The following is a 20,205-nucleotide window of genomic DNA, read 5'->3' as shown; positions in this document are numbered from 1 at the left end:
CCGGATGCGGTGAAAGCCGCACGTCCGGATCTAACAGGGAGGGGCGGAAGATAATACTTCCCCTCGACCCTAACAATTGCTGCCTTTGTACGATTAAACAATTCCTCACCATTATTGAAAATTCGGAGATAACCTCATGACACGACAACAACGAGTTAACCGTATTTCTGGAAGTGCGATAGCGCAAGCGCGCACGCAGGGCTTCGCCTTTGCCATTACCGCCGCCTTGGCGGCTGGTGGTGGGCTTGCTTGGTGGAGTTTTCAACCACCTAATGTCCCCTCAAACGTTACACCCAATGTAGTCCAGAAGCCCCAAACCCCAGCTACAACCCAATCTACTACCGCCTCAATCTACTTACTCAAGGATACAGGTAAAAATTTAGAGCTTGTACCTTTGCCCGTAGAAGTCAACACCGACCAGCCCAACACGGTTTTGACCGCAGCTTTTAATAGTTTGCTGACAAATATTAACAACGGAGCAGCCAGTAGTACAATTCCCGAAGGCACAAAGCTTCGTAGCATCAAGATCCTTGATGATGGGATTCACGTTGATTTATCAACAGAATTTACTACTGGCGGCGGTAGCGCTTCAATGATTGGTCGTTTGGCACAGGTTATTTATACGGCAACAACCTTACAACCAGAGGCAAAAGTGTGGATTGATGTGGAAGGGAAACCTTTAGAGATTTTAGGCGGGGAAGGGTTAGAAATAGAGCGCCCTATGACACGCCAAAGCTTTGAAGAAAACTTTTCCCTCTAACTTACCTTGAAGGCAAGCCATTAACCTCTTGCCTCTTGCTCACCCCCTGTCCCTTGCCATTGAGGACGCGGAATTGGTGGGCTTGCTTTTCGATTCGGATTGCCAAGCGATCGCATACTTGATTGCATAATTCAAAAATCATTTCATCTTCCACGCGGTAGTAAGCACAAGTTCCTTCGCTGCGACGGCTTAAAATCCCTGCCTGCCACATAATTTTTAGGTGTTTAGAGACATTTGCTTGACTTGTATGAGTTGCTTCTACAAGTTCTTGGACGCATTTCTCGCGATCGCGTAGCAAATTTAGTAGACGCAAACGCATCGGTTCGCTTAGGAGGCTGAAGTATTCAGCTACTTGTTGCACAATTTCTGATGGAGCAGATATTGCTGATTTCATTAAGATCACCCTAAAAGCACTGATCCCAAGATTTTAGCAAGGATTTGGAAATCGAACCGTTTATATTACTTAGTTTGGATTTATTCTGATTAAAGGTTGCCCGTATTCAATCGGTTCGCCATCTTGAACGAGTATTTGCATTACTTGCCCCGATACCTCCGTTTCAATTTCGTTCATTAGTTTCATCGCTTCAATAATGCACACGGTTTGACCCAGACGAATGCGATCGCCTACTTCCACAAAAGCCGCTTCTCCCGGAGCGGAGGCGCGGTAAAATGTCCCTACCATTGGCGAAATCACCTCCACAGATTTTTGCTCTAGTGGTGATGTACTTTCAGGCTCCTGTGCGTCTATTACTGGCTCTGTGCGGTGTTCTCCTAATTCTTGGGTGTTAACTGCCGGGAGAGCCGCCTTTAAGCCCTCTGTTGGCGCTGCTCCTGGGATGACACTAGCGCTTTTGCGAATTGTCAATTCAAAATCATCGCTTTTGAGGGCAAAATCGGTAATATCCGTTTGAGAAATTGTAATTAAAAGTTGGCGCAGTTCGTTAAAATCGAGTGGCACAGCAAGTATTGACCTCATTTATTCGCGATCGCAATATTTTTTTGCTAGAACAATATTGCAATTAATACAAAATTACCTTGACGCACGTAAGGCTTCTCAACTTTTATTCTCGCCCTTGGTAGCTATCGGTACGAGTATCAATGCGGATGCGTTCGCCAGTAGTGATAAATAGGGGAACCATGATCATCGCCCCAGTTTCAACAATAGCGGGTTTTGTCCCCCCGGTCGCCGTATCACCTTTGAGTCCTGGATCGGTTTGAGTGATTTCTAAAACTACTGTATTTGGCAATTCAACTTCTAATATTTGCTCGTCCCAGCGTACGACGTTGACTTCCATGCCTTCTTTGATGTACTTAATGCGATCGCCAATTTGACGTGCGCTTAAGCGATTCTCCTCATAACTTTCCATATCCATGAACACATAATCATCACCTTCTTTGTAGGTGTGTTGCATAGTGCTTTTTTCTAGATTCGCTTGAGGTACAGTTTCCCCAGCTCTAAAGGTGCGTTCTATCACACTGCCAGTCTGGGAGTTTTTTAGTTTCGTCCGCACAAAAGCCGAACCTTTACCCGGCTTGACGTGGAGAAATTCAATCACCCGCCAAACCGCACCATCTAATACAATCGTTACACCAGGTCTAAAGTCATTACTAGAGATCATGAGGAAATTGGCTGAAATTTTTAGCAGGACAATCGGCATTTATTGTACCGCTTGGAGGGAACGAGAAAATTTGAATTTTTAGTTACAACGCCGATTCATGTAGACTGATCTGATGGCGCATTCTTTAAGTCCCATGACAAAATTGTGGAAACGCTGGCTTCAGCCCAGCTTGATTGTAACTCTGCTCGTTGTCTGCTTTTTAGTAACCAGTGCTATTGGCTGGACTTCTCCTAGCAACGCCGCCTTACCTGCGGGTAATGCAATTACTGACGGCAAAGCATTGTTGCGTTACTCGCTACCCATTGACAACCCAACGGTACGAGAATTGCAAGCTTCCTTAGAAGATATTGCGGCTCAACTACGCGCAAATCGTCGCTGGGGGGCTATTTCGGGCGATCTAAAAAAAGCTAATAAAATCGTTAAAGATCGTTCAGCCAAATTATTAGCAACCGTCCCCGAAGAACGCAAAGCTCAAGCAACAGCTTTAATCGACCAAATTCAAGCGGGTATAGAAACTCTCCAACCCGCCGTAGAAGCTAAAGAAAAAAATCAAATTTGGGAAGACCGAGCTAAATTACTACGTTTAGTAGGAAAGTTAGAAGACCTGATGGCGGTAGGGTTTCCCTTTGAAGTACCAGCCGAGTATAGCAACTTGCCTCAGCTTAAAGGTCGCGCCACTGTAGAAATAGCTACAAATAAAGGCGATATTACCGTTGTCTTAGATGGCTACAGCGCTCCAGTTACGTCAGGAAACTTTGTTGATTTGGTGCAACGAGGTTTTTATAATGGCTTAGAGTTCACAAGAAGCGAAGACTCTTATGTATTGCAAGTCGGTGATCCTCCAGGTAAAGAAGAAGGATTTATCGATCCTGATACTGGTAAATATCGCGCTGTTCCTTTAGAAGTGCTTGCCGAAAATGATAAAGTTCCAACCTATGGCATTACTTTAGAAGATGCGGGACGTTACCGCGACGGAGTAGTTTTGCCTTTTTCTGCCTACGGAACTCTAGCTATGGCTCGTCCTGAAGGCGATCCTAATGGTGCTTCTTCGCAATTTTTCTTTTTTCTGTTTGAACCGGAACTTACCCCCGCCGGGAGAAATTTGTTAGACGGTCGCTATTCAGTGTTTGGCTATTTGACCGAAGGTAAAGAAATTTTGGAACAACTCAAAGCTGGAGACATGATTAAATCAGCTAAAGTTGTCGCCGGATTAGAAAACTTAGTCGAGCCAAAGGTTGCTTCTAGTAAAGAATAATGGGATAAAGTTTTGAGGACGCAAATATTTGTAACTCAAAACTTTATTTTTCTCCTAGACACAATGCGCCTAGCTACCCAAATTGAAGCCATCCTTTACTTGAAAGGTCAGCCGCTAACTATTACTGAAATCGCTGAATATGCAAAAGTTGATCGCCAAAGTGTAGAGTACGCCCTCATTGAACTTATAGACGACTACGCCCACCGCGATACTGCCCTAAATGTTGTAGAAACTGATTCTAGCTACAGTCTGCAATTGCGCGCAGATTTTCAACCATTAGTACAAGCTTTGATTCCTTTAGAATTGGGCGTAGGAGCTTTACGGACTTTGGCAGCGATCGCTCTCTATTCCCCGATTAGTCAAACTCAATTAGTTGATTTGCGTGGCTCAGGGGCTTATCAGCACGTCCAAGAATTGGTAGAACTAGGTTTTATCCGCAAACGCCGACAAGCCGATTCTCGCTCTCACCTGCTGTCGCTAACGCCAAAATTTAATCAGTATTTTCAAACGGAACAATTGCCCCAAGAATTGCTCGCAAGCTTACCTCAGCAACTAGAAATAGAATTTGCCGCGACAAATCCCAACTAAATAAGATTTGTCGAATACCTTAGCCTCGTTATAATTCCTCAACTGAAAATATGTAGCAATTGATACAATCAAAGCTTAAAGTTAATTAAGATCGGGCTTTATTGCTGCTCTCAAAAGCTGTAAAGTCTAAAATGGTGTATAAAATCTCAACAATTCTCCTGTAGTAGGTTGCCGTTTTGAGCAATCTTAGGTCACAGTAGAGATCGATTATCTAAAATTACACATGGTTTTTAATTCTGACTTTCTCAGCGACAACGCCCAAGAAGACCGAGTAAACCCCCTGTTAAAATATCTCCAAAGTCAGTCTCCAGAGATTTTGTCTCATGTGGCTAGGTCTGCAAGCCCGGAAATCAAGCAAATAATCTCTCACAACGTCCAGGGGCTAGTGGGAATGATGCCATCGGAACATTTCAATGTCAAGATTAGCACCGACAAAGATAATTTAGCCGGGCTACTAGCTTCAGCAATGATGACAGGCTACTTTTTGCGCCAGATGGAGCAAAGAATGCACTTAGAAGATTTAGCAGATTCGGTAGCGCCACCGATTGACCCATTAAGCAAAGATTAGTTCTAGCGCGGACGACCTAAGGTAGTGATGTACATAGCAGCCTCGTCAACGGGAATGCCTAAAATTTCATTAACGCGATCGTCAAAAAACCCGGCAATCCCGCTTACACCTAAGTTAAGGCGAATCGCAGCTAAGTTGAGGCGTTGTCCCAAATGCCCCGCATCCATGTGGAGGTAACGGTAAACGCGATCGCCATATTGAGTTATAGCGGCTTGCAAATCGGCGGTATGAAACAAAACTGCTGCCGCATCTCGTCCCAAATCTTGCCCCAAACAAAGAAAATGCAATTCTCGGCGGAAGTTTTTAAACCTGATTTGGCGCAATTCTTGAACTTTGGGGGCGTAGTAATAACAACCAGATTCCAAGCCTTCTACCCCCGAAACAGCAATAAAGGTTTCAATTAGATGCAAGGCAAAATAATCGGGCGCTCCATCTAATTCTTGGTGGATATAGTTTTGCGGCTGGTAGGTAAAATCGAGTAAAGCAATGAGTTCGTCTAAGGTCAAATTTTCGCCATTGTAGGCGCGAGTAGAGCGGCGTTGAAAAATAGTTTGTTCTAAGCCTGCTAATTTACCACCCCAATCAATCGGCGCTGAAAGGGTTGGAACTTTGAGGCAAAAAGGAAAATTATATTTATCTTCCTGAATTTGCGATCGCTCTACTTCTAGACCAATAGATTCAATCGCTGTAGCTTTGTGGTAATAAGGTAACAACTGACCATCAGCAATTGCTGGGTAATCTGTTTTAACCTGTGAAGGTAGCGCCGTTAAACCCGTAGATAAGTTTTGCTCAACTTCTAGCAAGTCGGCTAACCCAATAATTGCCGTCGTACCTTCAGTATCCCCATCTAAGTAAAGCAAGTTATTCACCGCTTCATCAACAAAGCCACCGATGAGATGGGGGCGAAAATCATTGATAGCTCCCGCAAGCTCAATATTGCCTAATAAATGCCCCGTATCTAAAAATATCCGCCGATAAGCCCGATCTTGATAGCGCCAAGCCGAGCGCTGAAATACTGCCGTAATCGCGATCGCTAGGTGGGTATCTTGTAACACCGGATGCCAACAGCAAGCCGATTGTAAGCTTTGCCAAACCTCACTTTCCCAAAAATGAACTAACGAATGAGTTTGAGCTTGGTAGTTGTATAGCCCTGGAGGGAGCAAGGATGTACCGCGAGAAATTAAATAGATTTCGGCAGGATATAAGCCCCCCGCCGACGGTGCAGCCCTTAAATAGATGGGCGGTCCGATGGTATCTACCCTAGCTGTTAACCCATAGCTAGATAATAATAGCCGCGACAATCGCCGCCACCATACTTCAGTTGTTTCTTCTTGGAGGTAGGGTTTTAGATCAATAGTTTTTCCCAGCTTATACTCTTTAAAAGGCGATGGTTGTTTGCTCCAATCTAAACTTTGACTTTTGGAAGCTATGGTTTCCTCGTCGTATTTAGTCCGTTCGTGGTAATGCTGAGTTATCGAGAGTTTCAGTTCTGACATCAATGCTTAAATAGGTTTTTAATGTTAAATATTCGTACTTGTCGCTTAAACAGGAAAGATAGAAAAACAGTATTATTACGGGATTTTCTTCAAATTGAAAGTATTTTTACCTAAATTTAACTAAAGCTTAGTTTTCTACAATCAAAAAACAACTAAATTTATGATCAGACGTTCAGTTTTTCACAGAAACAGGTATTGGCGATGACAATCTCGGTAAAACAAGATATTAGTCATCATCGCACCCCAATCACCCTGAGTCCTTGCTGCGATTATTCGGGACTACTCAATACTGGTAGTAATACACAGAAAACTCAGTTGTTGTGGTTATCTGTAATTTTACTTAGTATTTTTTTTGTAGGGGAATTAGCGACAGGAATTTGGAGCGGTAGTTTGGCACTCCAAGCAGATGCAGGGCATATGCTTTCAGATATTAGCAGCTTAGGTCTAGCTCTAATATCTAAAAAATTAGCTGATAGACCAGCTAACAACCGAGCAACCTTTGGGCATCAGCGCGTAGAGGTTCTGGCAGCTTTAGCTAACAGTATTACTTTAATTGCGATCGCTCTATCCATTGCTTGGGAAGCTACAAGTCATTTGCTAGCGCCAACTCCTGTAATGGGGATACCGATGGCGATTGTAGCAGCGATGGGGCTATTAGTTAATAGTATCAACATTGCCTTACTCTACAAAGCCAGCCGAGACGATCTGAACCTGCGGGGAGTTTTCCTACATATGGTGGCAGATGCGGCAAGTTTTGTCGGGGTGATTCTGGCAGCTTTAGCTATTTACTTCCTAAATTGGTTGTGGGTAGATGGAGTCGTTAGTTTGCTAGTTGCTTGTTTTTTGGGATGGGGTGCTTTGCCCATCCTCCAAGAAAGCTGGGCAGTTTTGATGGAGTATGCGCCAAGTTCAATTAACTTAGCTGAAGTTGAAGCAGCACTCAAATCTTTTGATGCCGTTGAAAAAGTAGAAAAATTACAGATGTGGACGATAAGTTCTCATCAATTAGCCCTGATTGCTCATCTAAATGTAAATTTGCCTAATGGCATTGATCGCGATCGCTTATTAGGGCGGCTACAAGCTCACCTGAAGCAAGAGTTTGACATTGAAGAAATTACTTTACAGATAACAGGCTGTACCAAAGAATCCTTTGTTGTACATCCTTTACTTAACGGCAATCTTATTGATTTATTTGCTCGCAAACAATCCTAGATTGCTAACTTGTAAAACGCCCAAAATTTAATCTGTCAACTTAGTCACACTAACAATTATGCGCGTCCATTCTCTTGCTATCCTACTTGGACTGACGACAGCAACCGTTGCATCAACCCAGCTATCTGTACAAGCTGCGACGATGAGCTATCAAATTCAGTCGGGTACAACCACTTTGAGTTTAGATAATGATCTTTCACCCCTTGGTTTGTCTTACAAGCTCGACTTGGATATAATTCCTCCCAGCCAAGATCCTGGGATTGTCGGCACTAACTTTACTTTCAGCTACGACGACCAAACCCAAGCTTTTACCCCCCTAAGCGGGGCTATTGAGCATACAGGTAGCATTGCTTTCAATGTAGACCAAACACAGTTAGCCTTGCTACCAACCTTTGAAATTGGCGATTTTTCCCTTGAGTTTGACGACGCTGGTTACTATCTTCGAGATAACGTTAGCACTCGTCAAAGACTATTTGACCTCAAAATAAACAATGCGCCTACATTCGATGGCACAAATTTATTGATTGAAGGCGCGGATGTAGCTGTTTCTCAAGACTTTGAAACTATCCTAAACAACGCGGCTGGTTATGACGTGAATCTAGCAGGTTTTACGCTCGCTCAAGCGCAAATCAGCGCTACTGCTACAGCCGTTCCCGAACCAGAAGCTAATGTTGGTATCTCGCTATTACTGGCTGCGGGTATGGCGGCGACTATCAGACGGCGGCATAGAGCTAAAAAGTTAGAGTTTTAAGCAATGAATACGCACCGCGCTATTTTTACTAGCTTGGTAGTAATTTTGTTAAACATTCCGACTGTTGCTTGGGCAGAAGACAAGCAAATTAGTTATACACTCAATGCTCATAATGGCAGCTATCAAGCTTTAATCGAGCAGGCAGAAGCTTGGGCAGGAAAATTGATTGAGCAAGCATTTACGCAAAATTCAAGCTTAACAGAGGTCGCGGTTTCTATTATCGGCGAACGCAACGGGCAATACGTTCCTCTATTGACTGCTAAAGTATCTCGCGCTAACTGGCAAGAAAGTCCTCAAACGCGATCGTGGACGCAGTATTATAGCTCCTCTGCCGTACTCTTAGGCTTCAAGCAAGTACAGCCACGGGCAAATGTAGTCCGTCTGCCCAATCGTGAATTCTTAAATAGAGATGTAGCATCTTCCCATCAAGAATCTAACTTCTACCAGTAAGTTGAAACAAGTCCACTCCTAACAACCAGAGGCATCAGCAATGATAAATATTCTCGAAAGACATTGGCGACGGGTAGCTTGGTTTATGGCTAGTCTATTGACGGCTGTATTAATTTCCTTTGGTTCTAACCAAGTTGCACCAACTACTACTAGCCTTAGTCCCAATCCGGTAGTATCTAGTTTTGCTAATGCTGCTTTTGAGGAGTTTGCGGCTTCGCACCTAGCGCCTAACTTCTATCAATAATTTCAATTTCAATAAAAATTAGCTAATTAGAGGCACTGCAATGATTGCATGGTTTGGAAGACACCTACGGTGGCTGGCTTTTTCATGGGCAATTCTACTGTGTATAAGTATGTTGGTGTTAGGAATGCCAGCACAAAGCGCGATCGCCGCAGGTAACGGAGTCAACGTTATTTTAATGATCGGTGATGGCCTGGGCTGGGAAATGGCTCGCGCCGCCGCCGTTGCTAAAGGTACGCCTTTGTACAAGAGCGGTAAAGGTAAAGGTCTAAGCTTTCAGAACCTAGCTGGTTACGCTCAGATGACTACTTACGGAACTACAATAGCTGGTCCGACATTAGATAGAGATGACAACCCGGTGCTTGATGCCAATGGCAACCCAGTAATTGCCTTTAATACTGGTAATTCTGCTTTAGATGGCTCCAATCCTCTAACGGGTGCAAGTCCAGTTCGTCCTGGTTTTGCATTTAAACCTTTGCCTTTTAACCCTGGTACTAGGTCGAACGGTGGTAGCACGGATTTATCTTTGGGTAACTTAGTCGGTTACGAACCCCAAAAAGGTGGGTCAAATCCTTGGACACCACTTAGTCCTGCCCAAGCTGCGGCTAGTGGTTACGACAAAGAGTACATCAAGTACAGCGTCCCCGATTCTGCTAATACGGCGACTTCGCTATATACCGGAGTTAAAACTTACAACAACGCGCTCGGCGTAGACATTTTTGAAAAAAGCCTGACGACAATTTTGCAAACTGCCGCCAAACTCGGCAAAGCTACAGGGGTAGTAACTTCTGTACCAATTACTCACGCGACTCCAGGAGCCGCGATTTCTTCAGTTAACCGCCGTTCTAAGTACGATTCTGAGGCTCCCGTTTTAGACAGCATCTTGCAAGACGCTTTACTAGAGTTCAAGCCCACAGTGCTGTTAGGTGGCGGTCATCCAATGGATTTCCAAAACACAACTAATGTAGGACCAGTTTTTGACTATACTTACATCGAACAGGCAACTTACGACACACTCAAAGCAAATCCAACTAACAACCGCTACGGCTACACCTTCCTAGAACGCGGTCCTGATGCTGCTGCAAAGTTACTCGATACCGCAAAATCTATCGAACCAGAATCAGGCGATCGCTTGCTTGGCTTGTATGGCGCTCGCGGTCAAAATGGTAACTTACCTAGAAGTTCAGCTAATGGCGACTACCGCACTACAGGGCTAGATAATTTCTCCTTGTTTAGTTCTGCTACTGCCACTGCAAATCTCACTCCAGGTATTCCTCAGCCTGATACAATTCGTCCCTTAGCCCCTGGAGAGACTGACGCTCAGTTTATTGCTAGGGAAGTAGACGAAAACCCTACTCTTGCAGATTTGACCACCGCAGCATTGGAAGTTGTCAGCAAAGACAAAGATGGTTTTTGGATGATGGTTGAAGGTGGAGATATCGACTGGGCTGCTCATGATAACAACATAGACAACCTGATCGGGACAATGAATAGTTTTGATAAAGCTGTTCAAACCACAATTGATTGGATCGGGAAAAATGGCGGTTGGAGAAAAAATCTCTTGATTGTTTCTGCCGATCACGACCATTACTTAACCTTAAATGACAATTTCCCCGAACTATTAAAAGCTCAGGGAGCAGACGCTTTAACATTCACAAATCACACTCCTGTTAATGCCGGACACTTCTGGGGTTCAGATCCTAACGTCAAATATGGCTGGGGCAGTCATACTAACCGTATGGTGCCAGTTTATTATCAAGGCGGAACTTCAACCTTGACACAGTTTATTGGCAAAGGCTTCAAGTCTTACGGATTTGACGTACCTGGAGTTCCTGGTGCTGTAGACCAAGTTCACATCTATCAAGTTATGCTCAATACCCTTACAGCGCCTGTAAGAAGAAGCAATTAGTCTTGAAGTGTACTTAAAACAAAATAAGGGGAGGCATCATGCCTCCCCTTATGTTTATGCTTTAACTAGATGTACTACTTAGATTCGGTAAAATCTGCATCAATTACATCATCGCCACTAGGTGGTGGATTAGTACCACTATCACCATCATCGCCAGGAGCCGCACCGCCGCCACCTTGCTGATACAAGTTAGCGCCAATAGTGTACAGTGTTTGCTGGAGTTCGGGCATGAGAACTTTAATTTGCTCGTCATTTTCCGAGGCGATCGCATCTCTGAGGTTTTTGACCATCTCCTCAATTTTCGTTTTATCATCGGCGGGAACTTTATCTCCCAAGTCAGCAATCTGCTTTTCGGCTTGGTAAGCTAAAGAATCTGCCTGATTTTTGCGCTCAATTTTCTCACGGCGCTCTTTGTCTGTCGAAGCATTTTGCTCGGCTTGTTGTACCATCCGCTCGACTTCAGACTTATCGAGAGTAGACGCGCCCGTAATGCTGATCGATTGCTCTTTACCGCTACCTTTATCTTTAGCCGTGACATTCAGAATACCGTTAGCATCGATGTCAAAAATAACTTCAATTTGCGGTACGCCACGAGGTGCGGCGGGAATGCCATCTAATCTGAAGGTTCCCAAACTCTTGTTATCGGTAGACATTTCGCGCTCTCCTTGAAGGACGTGAATTTCTACATTGCTTTGACCATCTACCGCCGTCGAGAATACTTCCGACTTCTTGGTAGGAATAGTAGTATTGCGAGGAATGATTTTTGTCATTACGCCGCCGAGAGTTTCTACCCCTAGCGATAGCGGGCTAACGTCAAGCAGCAAGATCCCCGTAACATCTCCTGATAATACCCCAGCTTGAATTGCAGCCCCTACAGCTACTACTTCATCGGGGTTAACAGTTTGATTTGGATCTTTACCTAGAATCCTTTTTACCAAGTCTTGGACGGCGGGACTGCGAGTAGAACCACCAACTAACACGATTTCATTAATCGCACTTTTATCTAACTTGGCATCACGCATCGCGTTTTCTACAGGAACGCGACAGCGATCAATGAGGTCAGAACAAAGTTCTTCAAATTTGGCGCGGGTTAGAGTTGTATCTAAGTGCTTAGGGCCGTCTTGAGTAGCGGTGATGAAGGGTAGGTTAATCTCTGCTTGAGTTACGCTCGATAGCTCGATTTTTGCCTTTTCTGCCGCTTCTGTTAGACGTTGCAAAGCTTGCTTGTCTTTGCGTAAGTCGATACCTTCAGACCTTCTAAACTCGTCAGCTAAGTAATCAACAATCTTTTTATCGAAGTCGTCACCGCCCAAGTGAGTATCGCCAGAAGTCGCCAATACTTCAAATACACCATCACCGACTTCCAGCACCGATACGTCAAACGTACCGCCACCAAGGTCAAATACTAAGATTGTTTCATTGCTCTTTTTATCAAAACCGTAAGCCAAAGATGCGGCGGTAGGTTCGTTGATAATCCGCAATACTTCAACTCCAGCAATCCGTCCTGCGTCTTTAGTTGCTTGACGCTGGGAATCATTAAAGTACGCAGGTACGGTAATTACTGCTTGGGTAACAGTTTCGCCTAAATATTTGCTGGCATCTTCTACCAATTTCCGCAGCACTTGAGCAGAGATTTCTTCGGGGGCATATTGCTTGCCTGTACCGGGGCAGTCTAGCTTAACATTGCCACTACCATCACGAATAACTTTGTAAGAAACTTCTGTTGCTTCATTAGTTACTTCCTCAAATCTACGTCCGATAAAACGCTTGACCGAATAAAACGTATTTTCGGTATTCATTACTGCCTGACGTTTGGCGATTTGACCAACTAAGCGATCGCCATTTTTGGCAAAGGCAACTACTGACGGCGTTGTCCGAAAACCCTCAGCATTAGCAATTACGGTGGGTTTGCCACCTTCCATTACTGCTACGCAAGAATTTGTTGTACCTAAGTCAATTCCAACTACTTTTGCCATTGGAGATATTTGGCTCCCTATAACTACTTAAACTTTTATGGACAATACAAAACTATTAATTGCACTCAGTACGCCACTATTTATATACTGAGCTTGTAGCGCCAATGCTTCCTAGGGGGGTTTTCCGAACCCTAGTTAGGGCGGTCAACTTTTGAGTATTGGCTAACAAAATCATCGTTAAATTGCCGTTTTTTACTTTCACTATTGTTAATGTAAGTAAATTCAGGGTTTGAGTAATTAGTGCGAACCGTAATTTAATAGTTGTGTTTGCCGTCCGTGCTTGTTTTTGGCAAAGTCTTTTAGGGCTAAAAGATAAATTTTGTTCGCAAAACTCATTGAAGTAGCTAAATATATGTCATTTATCGCCCTGCTTACTTTGATAGTGTGGAAAGCAGCTATCTAAGAGGTGTGGTCGGTAACTTGCCAATCTGTAATATCCCCCTTACAAAAGGGGATAAAATATCTCCCCGGTTTCCCATTTTATGTAGGGATAAACGGAGAAGGTCGCGCGATTTGGCTACTGATTAAAAGATTTTACTCTCGTCCTTTAAATCTCAAAATATCTTCAAGTCCTGTTTGTAACTACTCAAGCGGTACAGGGTTTTGCATCTTACTATGTTAGGCAAGTTATTAAAGCAGCGTTATCAAATTGTTGAAGTTTTAAAAGCGGGGGGATTTTCTCAAACCTACCTAGCTAAAGATATCCTTCAACCAAATTGCCCTAAATGTATTGTCAAACAACTATTACCGACAGGCAATAACTCCTTTGAGAGTGTCAAAAAGTCACTATTGAGAGAAGTAGAAGCCCTAAAAACTCTCGGCGATTATGACGGCGTACCTCGGCTTTTGGCTTTTGGAGAAAACCAGGAATTTTATTTAGTTCAAGAGTTGATTGAGGGATATTCTCTATCTACAGAAATCTATCCTGGCTGTTGTTGGAGCGAAAGTCGGGTGATGCAACTTCTTTGCGAAGTATTAGAAATCTTAGCTATAGTTCATAGTTATGGATTGATTCATCGAGACATCAAGCCAAGCAATTTAATTAGACAAAACGGTACTCACAAATTAGTTTTGATTGATTTTGGTGCAGCCAAACAAACTTGGAGGCAAGTAGTTACAGATAAAGAAAAAACTTATACTAATTTTGCCGTTGGTATCGGCGCAACGATCGCTATTGGTACGCCGGGATATATGCCTGCCGAGCAGGAGCGCGGTATTCCTAAACCTAGTAGTGATATTTATGCTTTGGGGATGATGGCTATTCAAGCCTTGACGGGGTTGAGTCCTACCCAATTGTTGGAGGACTCGGAAACAGGAGAAGTTTTGTGGCAGCAGCACGTTGAAGTTACCCCTGCCCTTGCTAAGATTTTAAACAAAATGGTGTGTTTTTACTTTAAAGACCGTTATCAATCGGCTACAGACACTTTACACGCACTCCAGTCTTTAGTTAATCTACCTACTTCAGCAGGGCAAGAAATCTCCGCGCCTGTAGTTGCTAACCTTTTACTACCACGCAATCCCAAGTTTAAAATCAAACCAAAGCTATCTGTTATTTCCAGTGCAATCGCATCTCTTTTAACTTTAACGGTAGGTGGCTACTATTTGCGACCATCGCCTTTTCCTATTCTTAGAGCCGAAAGACCTTTAGCTGCTGCCAAGCCAAATGTAGCTTTAGTTCATACTTTAAAAAGTCATACAAATGTTGTTTGGGGTGCTATTTCTAGTTTTGACAATCAAACGATCATCAGTAGTAGTGGCGACAAAACGATTAAAGTCTGGAATTTGCTTACAGGAAAATTGTTGCGGACTTTAAAGGGATCTGAGCAAGTTTTGGCGGTGGCGATTAGTCCAGGCGATCGCACTCTTGTTAGTGGCAGCTATAATGCGAGTCAAGCAATTGATATTTGGAATTTATCTACAGGTATACGTCGTAATTTTCAAAGCGATAGTCATCATGTTTGGTCGGTAGCGATTAGTCCTGATGGTCAGAGTTTTGCAAGCTCTAATGGAGATGGCTCTATTGATGTCTGGAATATGCGCGATCGCAAATTACGCTATCGTCTTTTAGGACATTTAGATACTGTTTGGTCGGTAGCTATTAGTCCTAATGGTCAAATGCTGGCTAGTGCCAGTTCTGACAAAACTATCAAACTCTGGGATTCACGCAATAGAGAGTTATTGCATACTATTACTGGACATTCCGACCGAGTTAGAACTGTTGCTTTTAGTCCTGATGGGCAAATTCTCGCTAGTGGTAGCTGGGATAAATCTATCAAGGTTTGGAATTTAAAAACTAAAACCTTACTACGTAGCCTTTGGGGTCATTCTGGCTATGTCAACTCTATTGCTATTAGTCCCAATGGTCAAATTCTCGCTAGTGGTAGCGATGACAAGACAATCAAACTTTGGAATTTGCCTACGGGTGAATTGTTACACACTTTAAAACAGCATTCAGGTAATGTTAATTCAGTTAGCTTTAATCCCGATGGGAATCTTTTAATTAGTAGTAGTGGGGATAAAACTATTAAAGTCTGGCGGCTTAATTTCTAAAGTTTTGAGGTTAAGGTGCGATAGCGCAAGCGCGCACGCAGGGCTTCGCCTGATTACAAAACAGCAGACAATAGAATAAATCAACCAATTTTTTACTTTCCGCAGAGGTTGCCGTGTCTGTTACTACTCAAACCCCTGTCTCACAGCTAAGCATTTCCTATCCTCAATTACCTGAAGATTTCCTTCTACCAGATGACCCAGTGGAAAATACAGACCAGCCTTTATTGGCTGCTGCTTTACGCCAGTCTTTGACAGCATTTCCCGATCTCATGCAGGATGCTCTAATTGTTTCTAACTTTGCTTTGTGTGCCGCGATTGGAGGGCGAATTATTTGTAAAGCACCGGACTTTATGTATGTGCGACCTGTAAAGCCTTGGCAATCGTCTCAAGTCCGTCGCAGCTACTCTCCCCATACTGAAGGGGCAATTCCCCAGCTTGTAATGGAATTTCTCTATGCTACTTATGGCGAAGAATACTCGGTGGAATTTACAGAGGGTATGGGCAAGTGGTTTTTTTATGAGCAAGTCGTTCAAGTACCGCGCTATGCGATCTTTCGACCAGATACTGGACGACTTGAAGTTTATGCTTTAGAATCTGGACGCTATCAAGTTCAAACGCTAGAGGAATCAGAACATTATTGGATACCTGGCTTAGAGCTATTTTTGGGGGTCTGGGAGGGAACCCACGAAGGCAGAACTGGCTATTGGCTGCGATGGTGGAATGCTCAAAAAGAGCTACTGTTGTGGTCGCAAGAGCGGGCAGAACAAGAACACCAACGGGCAGAAAGATTAGCAGAACAGCTACGTCAGTTGGGAGTAGATCCAGTCTAAAATGCTGCAACAGAGCGCGCTTGCGCTATCGCGCCCGGTTACGGGCTTCGTAATTTTTTACTAAGGTGCGATCGCAACTTTAATTACTTTGCGCTCTTTCATATCTTGAAAGACTTGTTCTAAGTCTTGTAAGGAGCGTTTTTCGCTAATTAATAATTCAAAAGGGATACTTCGGCTAGATAGGAGCGATAAAGCTGCTCGTACATACTCAGGCGTATTGTGAAATACGCCTTTAAGTGTCAGTTCGCTGTAGTGCAATTGTTCGGTATTTACGCTAATAGTAGTATCTCGTGGACAACCCCCAAATAAATTAACGGTTGCTCCTGGACGTGCTAAGGCGATCGCATTTTCCCATACACTCGGTACGCCCGTCGCCTCTATAACTACATCTGCGCCCCTTCCCTCGGTTAATTCTTTCACTACTTGACCTGTATCTTCTACGTGCTTGTAGTTAAAGGTTTTAGCTGCCCCTAATTTCTGCCCAACTTGTAGCCGCGCCTCGTTTCCGCCAAATAACAATACTTCTGCGCCGATTTGGTTAGCTAATACTGCCACAAACATTAGTCCAATTGCCCCATCTCCCAACACGACAACACGCTGATTTGGTTTAACATTCGATCTTGCCACCCCGTGCAGTACGCAGGCTAAAGGCTCAGTCATAGAAGCCAATTCGTCAGGCAATTCGTCAGGAATCGATAATAGGTTTTGCTGGACAATTGAGGCGGGAATTTTTAGATATTGAGCAAAAGTGCCATTGTTCCAAGTAATATTTGGACAAAGAGAATATTCTTGCTGTTGACAATAAAAACATTTTGTGCATGGCGCTGAATTATTAGCAACAACGCGATCGCCTATTTGCCATTTAGCTACATTTTTTCCTACTGCTACAATTGTTCCTGCCGCTTCATGTCCAAATAAAGTAGGCAGTTGTAACATTTTGGCATGACCACCGCGTCGCCATACTTTTAAATCTGTACCGCAAGTAGTGGCAGTACCGACTTTAATTACAACTTCTCCATCGGCAACCGTTGGATCTGTAACTTGTTCTAAGCGTAAATCTTCTTTCCCGTAGAGGAGGGCAGCCAGCATAAATTTATTGTTCGTGAATTCAGGTTTCACGATTTTATCAAGGTTCAGACAATATGTTAGCTGGCATCTCTACTAACTAGCATTTGCTGGCAACGGCGGGCTGCTTAGGAGGTATTTTGCTCACAGCTAAAATTGGTACTTCTTGCCAACACGAGGTACAAAACCAATAAACACCACGCTGACGAACGTGACGTAATAAAGGATTGCCGCAGCAAGGACAATTACTATTATGGTCTTGCATAGTTCGATCTCCGTATTTCAAAAAATTGAATACTTGGTTTTGAAGCAAGTAACAGATAAAAAGGTGTGAAATTAAAGCAATTTGATTGTTCAGATTTCGATAAATTGCCTAATCATTTTTGATTAGATATTTATGATTTTCATACTACTAAGATAGACACTAGGTTTTAACATCCTCATCTATCTTGGGGATCATCAATTACAAGCAGATTTTTAGCGATCCCCGAAAATAAATACAAAAGCTTTCAACTAAATAGATACTTGGGCATGGGCAGTAAGTCCCGCTCTCTATTAGCATAAGGAAGGCAGGTAGAGCAAAAAAGTTGAGTAGCTCTACGATAGAGGAGATACTGATGTTTGGATTGCGGCGACCGATTTTAGTAGGTGGAGTTGGTTTATCCTTAGCTCTATGGCTATGGCACTTTGATAGCTCGGTAGGACAATTAAGTGAATTAGGCATATTCAGCGTGATCGCCCTAGGTAGTTGTTTGTGGTTATTTCAGCAAAATAAGCTTAAAAAAGCTCAATTAGTCGATAATTCACCCCCAAATCGGGAGAAAGTAGTTAAAGCGATCACCAAGGCAAATAATGTAATTAACCAATTGCAAACCGAAGCCGATAACCATCCCGCGTTACCACTGCTACAAGAGCAATTTACAAAAATAAATAATGAGTTAGAAAGGCAACATATAAATATAGCTATTACTGGTGGTAAGGCAGTAGGTAAGACAACATTACTCCAAACATTATCTAACTGGGAAAATCATACTAATAGACCTGTAAATTTTCAAGAAACTAAGGCTTTATTTACGCCTGGAGATAATACCGCACCAGAAGCAAATTATGCTGACTTGGTAACATTTGTCACCAGTGAGGATTTGACCGATTCTCAGTGGCAAATATGGCAACAAATGTCAGCAAAAAATCAACGTACAGTATTAGTTTTTAACAAACAAGACCAGTACCTAAGCGAAGAAAGAGCAACTATACTACATTCATTGCAACAGAAAGTTGCCGATGTAGTGGCGATTTCTGCCAATCCCAACGTTGTCAAAGTCCGCCAGCATCAAATTGATGGAACCGTGCGGGAGTGGCTAGAAACACCCGCCGCCGATATCAGCCAACTAGGGGAATATTTGCAAGAAATAGTAGTTAAAGAAGGAGAACAGTTAATTTGGGAGACAACTATTAGACAAGCAGTTAATTTACAAATAGAAGCAAAAACGGCATTAAACCAAGTAAGACAGCAAAAAGCTACCCCCATTATCGAAAAATATCAGTGGATAGCCGCCGCCGCCACCTTTGCGAACCCCGTACCCGCCTTAGATTTACTCGCCACCGCCGCAATTAACGCTCAGTTGGTAGTGGAATTGGGGAATATTTACCAGCAAAAGTTTTCATTCCAGCAAGCGCAAACCGTAGCCGGAACAATGGGAAGCTTAATGTTGAAGTTGGGATTAGTTGAATTATCCACAAAAGCGATCGCGACATTATTAAAAAGCAATGCAGTTACTTTTATCGCTGGTGGTGCATTACAAGGAGTTAGCGCCGCTTATCTTACTCGGGTTGCTGGATTAAGTTTGATTGAATACTTCCAAAGTCAAGAAGTAGCTATAAATGCTGAAAATGGCTTAAACCTAAATAAATTGGGACAAACCTTACAAAAGGTATTTCAACAAAATCAACAAGTTGCATTATTGCAATCTTTTGTGCAGCAAGGAGTAAATCGTTTATTACCCGAAGCTCAAACTAAAGCATCTTAGCCTAAATAGGGTGGGGATTTCTCACCCTATAGGGATTGACCCAAAAAGCTCTCGTATCCTGACTTAAACTTTTGCTTTCCCTCACTTTCAATAATGCTACCGTGAGCCATAATTACGCGCTCAAAATCCCAATCGAGAATTTTTTGCACGGCTAGTTTAACCTTTCCTTTTTTCGTAGTTGCAAATTTTTCTAGCAATGACGGACTAAAATTATTGTACGCACCAATTACTCTAGCAGCAAATTGGGTAATCAAGGGATAGCTATCATTAAAGTTAAATGCGGCATCCGTCAGGATCAAAGTCCGGCTTTTTGGGTGAAAGAAAACCCATTCATTCAATAAATTAAAACCATTAAAGTCAATAGTTTTAAGTTCATCAAACAGCACATACTGAAGCTCCTTCAGAAAACTGTCTGTATCACTGTTAATTATGCGATCAATGGGAAGTTCTGGCTTTTTGACTTTCAAGGCTGGTGTAGCCCAAAATAGTGCTTTTGGGTAAAGGGTTTTAAAATCTGAAGCAAATAGATAGTGATAAAGGTTTGGCGCAATAATATGGCTGACTGTACCCAGTTTATCAAGCTCAAGGGAAGTTGCATTATCAATTTGAATGGGCGAAATAACCGCTAACTCCCCATTTGCCAGCCTAACAACCGTCATTCTTGTACCAACACTTAAGCCAAGATACTTAAATGGCGCATCGGCAACCCAAATATCTTTATCAATTTCTTTAAGCATATTTAAAGCCTCGTATAGCTGATAGTCAAGTTTTAATTAAGCTCATCATAGATAAATTTGGTTGTTTCTCCTAGGGCATTTGTAATCGAATTTACATTCAATGTGTAGAGTAAAGTATTACTTCTACCCTCAATACTTTATAAGTGATTGACAACATTTCCAAGTTTCTCA

At 42.9% G+C, this 20,205-nt stretch carries 20 protein-coding genes; 12 read left to right on the top strand and 8 right to left on the bottom strand.

Features of this window, described 5'->3' with window-relative positions; all coding sequences use genetic code 11:
- Positions 1–136: 136 nt before the first annotated feature.
- Complete coding sequence (locus tag C7B70_RS18970; RefSeq protein WP_106370566.1) at positions 137–760, top strand: GerMN domain-containing protein; 624 nt, start codon at positions 137–139, stop codon at positions 758–760.
- 1 nt (position 761) lies between these two features.
- On the opposite strand, the gene C7B70_RS18965 is transcribed toward C7B70_RS18970, so the two are convergent.
- The 3 genes from C7B70_RS18965 to efp all read right to left on the bottom strand — a co-directional run bounded on the left by C7B70_RS18965 (position 762) and on the right by efp (position 2,379).
- Positions 762–1,154 (bottom strand): helix-turn-helix transcriptional regulator, encoded by a 393-nt coding sequence (locus C7B70_RS18965; protein WP_106370565.1) that lies wholly within the window; start codon positions 1,152–1,154, stop codon positions 762–764.
- Positions 1,155–1,223: 69 nt separating this feature from the next.
- Entirely contained in the window at positions 1,224–1,718 is a 495-nt protein-coding gene (accB, locus tag C7B70_RS18960; protein ID WP_106370571.1) for an acetyl-CoA carboxylase biotin carboxyl carrier protein, read from the bottom strand.
- A gap of 103 nt (positions 1,719–1,821) precedes the next feature.
- On the bottom strand, positions 1,822–2,379 hold the full coding sequence (gene efp, locus C7B70_RS18955) for an elongation factor P (RefSeq protein ID WP_106370564.1): 558 nt from the start codon (positions 2,377–2,379) through the stop codon (positions 1,822–1,824).
- Positions 2,380–2,512: 133 nt separating this feature from the next.
- Here efp and C7B70_RS18950 point away from each other — a divergent pair, with 133 nt between their 5' ends.
- The 3 genes from C7B70_RS18950 (at position 2,513) to C7B70_RS18940 (ending at position 4,790) form a co-directional block, all read left to right on the top strand.
- Complete coding sequence (locus C7B70_RS18950) at positions 2,513–3,634, top strand: peptidylprolyl isomerase (protein ID WP_106370570.1); 1,122 nt, start codon at positions 2,513–2,515, stop codon at positions 3,632–3,634.
- Positions 3,635–3,697: 63 nt separating this feature from the next.
- The gene (scpB, locus tag C7B70_RS18945) at positions 3,698–4,222 is read left to right on the top strand and encodes an SMC-Scp complex subunit ScpB (RefSeq protein ID WP_106370569.1); all 525 of its coding nucleotides are present in this window, start codon (positions 3,698–3,700) and stop codon (positions 4,220–4,222) included.
- Positions 4,223–4,445: 223 nt separating this feature from the next.
- The gene (locus C7B70_RS18940) at positions 4,446–4,790 is read left to right on the top strand and encodes a DUF760 domain-containing protein (RefSeq protein WP_106370563.1); all 345 of its coding nucleotides are present in this window, start codon (positions 4,446–4,448) and stop codon (positions 4,788–4,790) included.
- A 2-nt stretch (positions 4,791–4,792) separates the two neighbouring features.
- On the opposite strand, the gene C7B70_RS18935 is transcribed toward C7B70_RS18940, so the two are convergent.
- Positions 4,793–6,286: a SagB/ThcOx family dehydrogenase gene (locus tag C7B70_RS18935; RefSeq protein WP_106370562.1), complete on the bottom strand. Its 1,494-nt coding sequence runs from the start codon at positions 6,284–6,286 to the stop codon at positions 4,793–4,795.
- A 201-nt stretch (positions 6,287–6,487) separates the two neighbouring features.
- Here C7B70_RS18935 and C7B70_RS18930 point away from each other — a divergent pair, with 201 nt between their 5' ends.
- From C7B70_RS18930 to C7B70_RS18910, 5 genes are read left to right on the top strand one after another with little or no spacing between them, the layout of a single operon-like run.
- A complete protein-coding gene (locus C7B70_RS18930; protein WP_106370561.1) occupies positions 6,488–7,498 on the top strand; it encodes a cation diffusion facilitator family transporter in 1,011 nt (336 codons plus the stop codon).
- Positions 7,499–7,556: 58 nt separating this feature from the next.
- Positions 7,557–8,249, top strand: coding sequence for a hypothetical protein (locus C7B70_RS18925; RefSeq protein WP_146134098.1), 693 nt, complete (start codon positions 7,557–7,559; stop codon positions 8,247–8,249).
- Between the two features lie 3 nt (positions 8,250–8,252).
- A complete protein-coding gene (locus tag C7B70_RS18920) occupies positions 8,253–8,699 on the top strand; it encodes a hypothetical protein (protein ID WP_106370559.1) in 447 nt (148 codons plus the stop codon).
- Between the two features lie 40 nt (positions 8,700–8,739).
- On the top strand, positions 8,740–8,943 hold the full coding sequence (locus C7B70_RS18915) for a hypothetical protein (protein WP_106370558.1): 204 nt from the start codon (positions 8,740–8,742) through the stop codon (positions 8,941–8,943).
- 40 nt (positions 8,944–8,983) lie between these two features.
- On the top strand, positions 8,984–10,849 hold the full coding sequence (locus tag C7B70_RS18910; protein ID WP_106370557.1) for an alkaline phosphatase: 1,866 nt from the start codon (positions 8,984–8,986) through the stop codon (positions 10,847–10,849).
- Positions 10,850–10,923: 74 nt separating this feature from the next.
- On the opposite strand, the gene dnaK is transcribed toward C7B70_RS18910, so the two are convergent.
- Positions 10,924–12,825 carry a molecular chaperone DnaK gene (dnaK, locus tag C7B70_RS18905; protein ID WP_106370556.1) on the bottom strand — a complete coding sequence of 634 codons (1,902 nt, stop codon included), beginning with the start codon at positions 12,823–12,825 and terminating at the stop codon, positions 10,924–10,926.
- A gap of 615 nt (positions 12,826–13,440) precedes the next feature.
- On the opposite strand from dnaK, the gene C7B70_RS18900 reads away from it, so the two are divergent.
- The gene (locus tag C7B70_RS18900; protein WP_106370555.1) at positions 13,441–15,375 is read left to right on the top strand and encodes a serine/threonine-protein kinase; all 1,935 of its coding nucleotides are present in this window, start codon (positions 13,441–13,443) and stop codon (positions 15,373–15,375) included.
- Positions 15,376–15,488: 113 nt separating this feature from the next.
- Positions 15,489–16,205 carry a Uma2 family endonuclease gene (locus C7B70_RS18895; protein ID WP_106370554.1) on the top strand — a complete coding sequence of 239 codons (717 nt, stop codon included), beginning with the start codon at positions 15,489–15,491 and terminating at the stop codon, positions 16,203–16,205.
- A 60-nt stretch (positions 16,206–16,265) separates the two neighbouring features.
- Here C7B70_RS18895 and C7B70_RS18890 read toward each other — a convergent pair whose 3' ends face one another.
- Together C7B70_RS18890 and C7B70_RS27110 are read right to left on the bottom strand one after the other, a co-directional pair.
- On the bottom strand, positions 16,266–17,294 hold the full coding sequence (locus C7B70_RS18890) for a zinc-binding dehydrogenase (RefSeq protein ID WP_106370553.1): 1,029 nt from the start codon (positions 17,292–17,294) through the stop codon (positions 16,266–16,268).
- A 76-nt stretch (positions 17,295–17,370) separates the two neighbouring features.
- A complete protein-coding gene (locus C7B70_RS27110) occupies positions 17,371–17,535 on the bottom strand; it encodes a hypothetical protein (RefSeq protein WP_199192357.1) in 165 nt (54 codons plus the stop codon).
- Positions 17,536–17,887: 352 nt separating this feature from the next.
- Between C7B70_RS27110 and C7B70_RS18885 the strand changes: the two genes are divergently transcribed.
- Complete coding sequence (locus tag C7B70_RS18885) at positions 17,888–19,297, top strand: DUF697 domain-containing protein (protein ID WP_233220991.1); 1,410 nt, start codon at positions 17,888–17,890, stop codon at positions 19,295–19,297.
- A 26-nt stretch (positions 19,298–19,323) separates the two neighbouring features.
- On the opposite strand, the gene C7B70_RS18880 is transcribed toward C7B70_RS18885, so the two are convergent.
- On the bottom strand, positions 19,324–20,034 hold the full coding sequence (locus C7B70_RS18880) for a DUF4336 domain-containing protein (protein WP_106370552.1): 711 nt from the start codon (positions 20,032–20,034) through the stop codon (positions 19,324–19,326).
- Positions 20,035–20,205 lie beyond the last annotated feature (171 nt).

It is taken from the genome of Chlorogloea sp. CCALA 695 (assembly GCF_003003885.1).
Classification (GTDB): domain Bacteria; phylum Cyanobacteriota; class Cyanobacteriia; order Cyanobacteriales; family Chroococcidiopsidaceae; genus Aliterella.
This window is presented reverse-complemented; position numbering and strand designations above follow the sequence as displayed.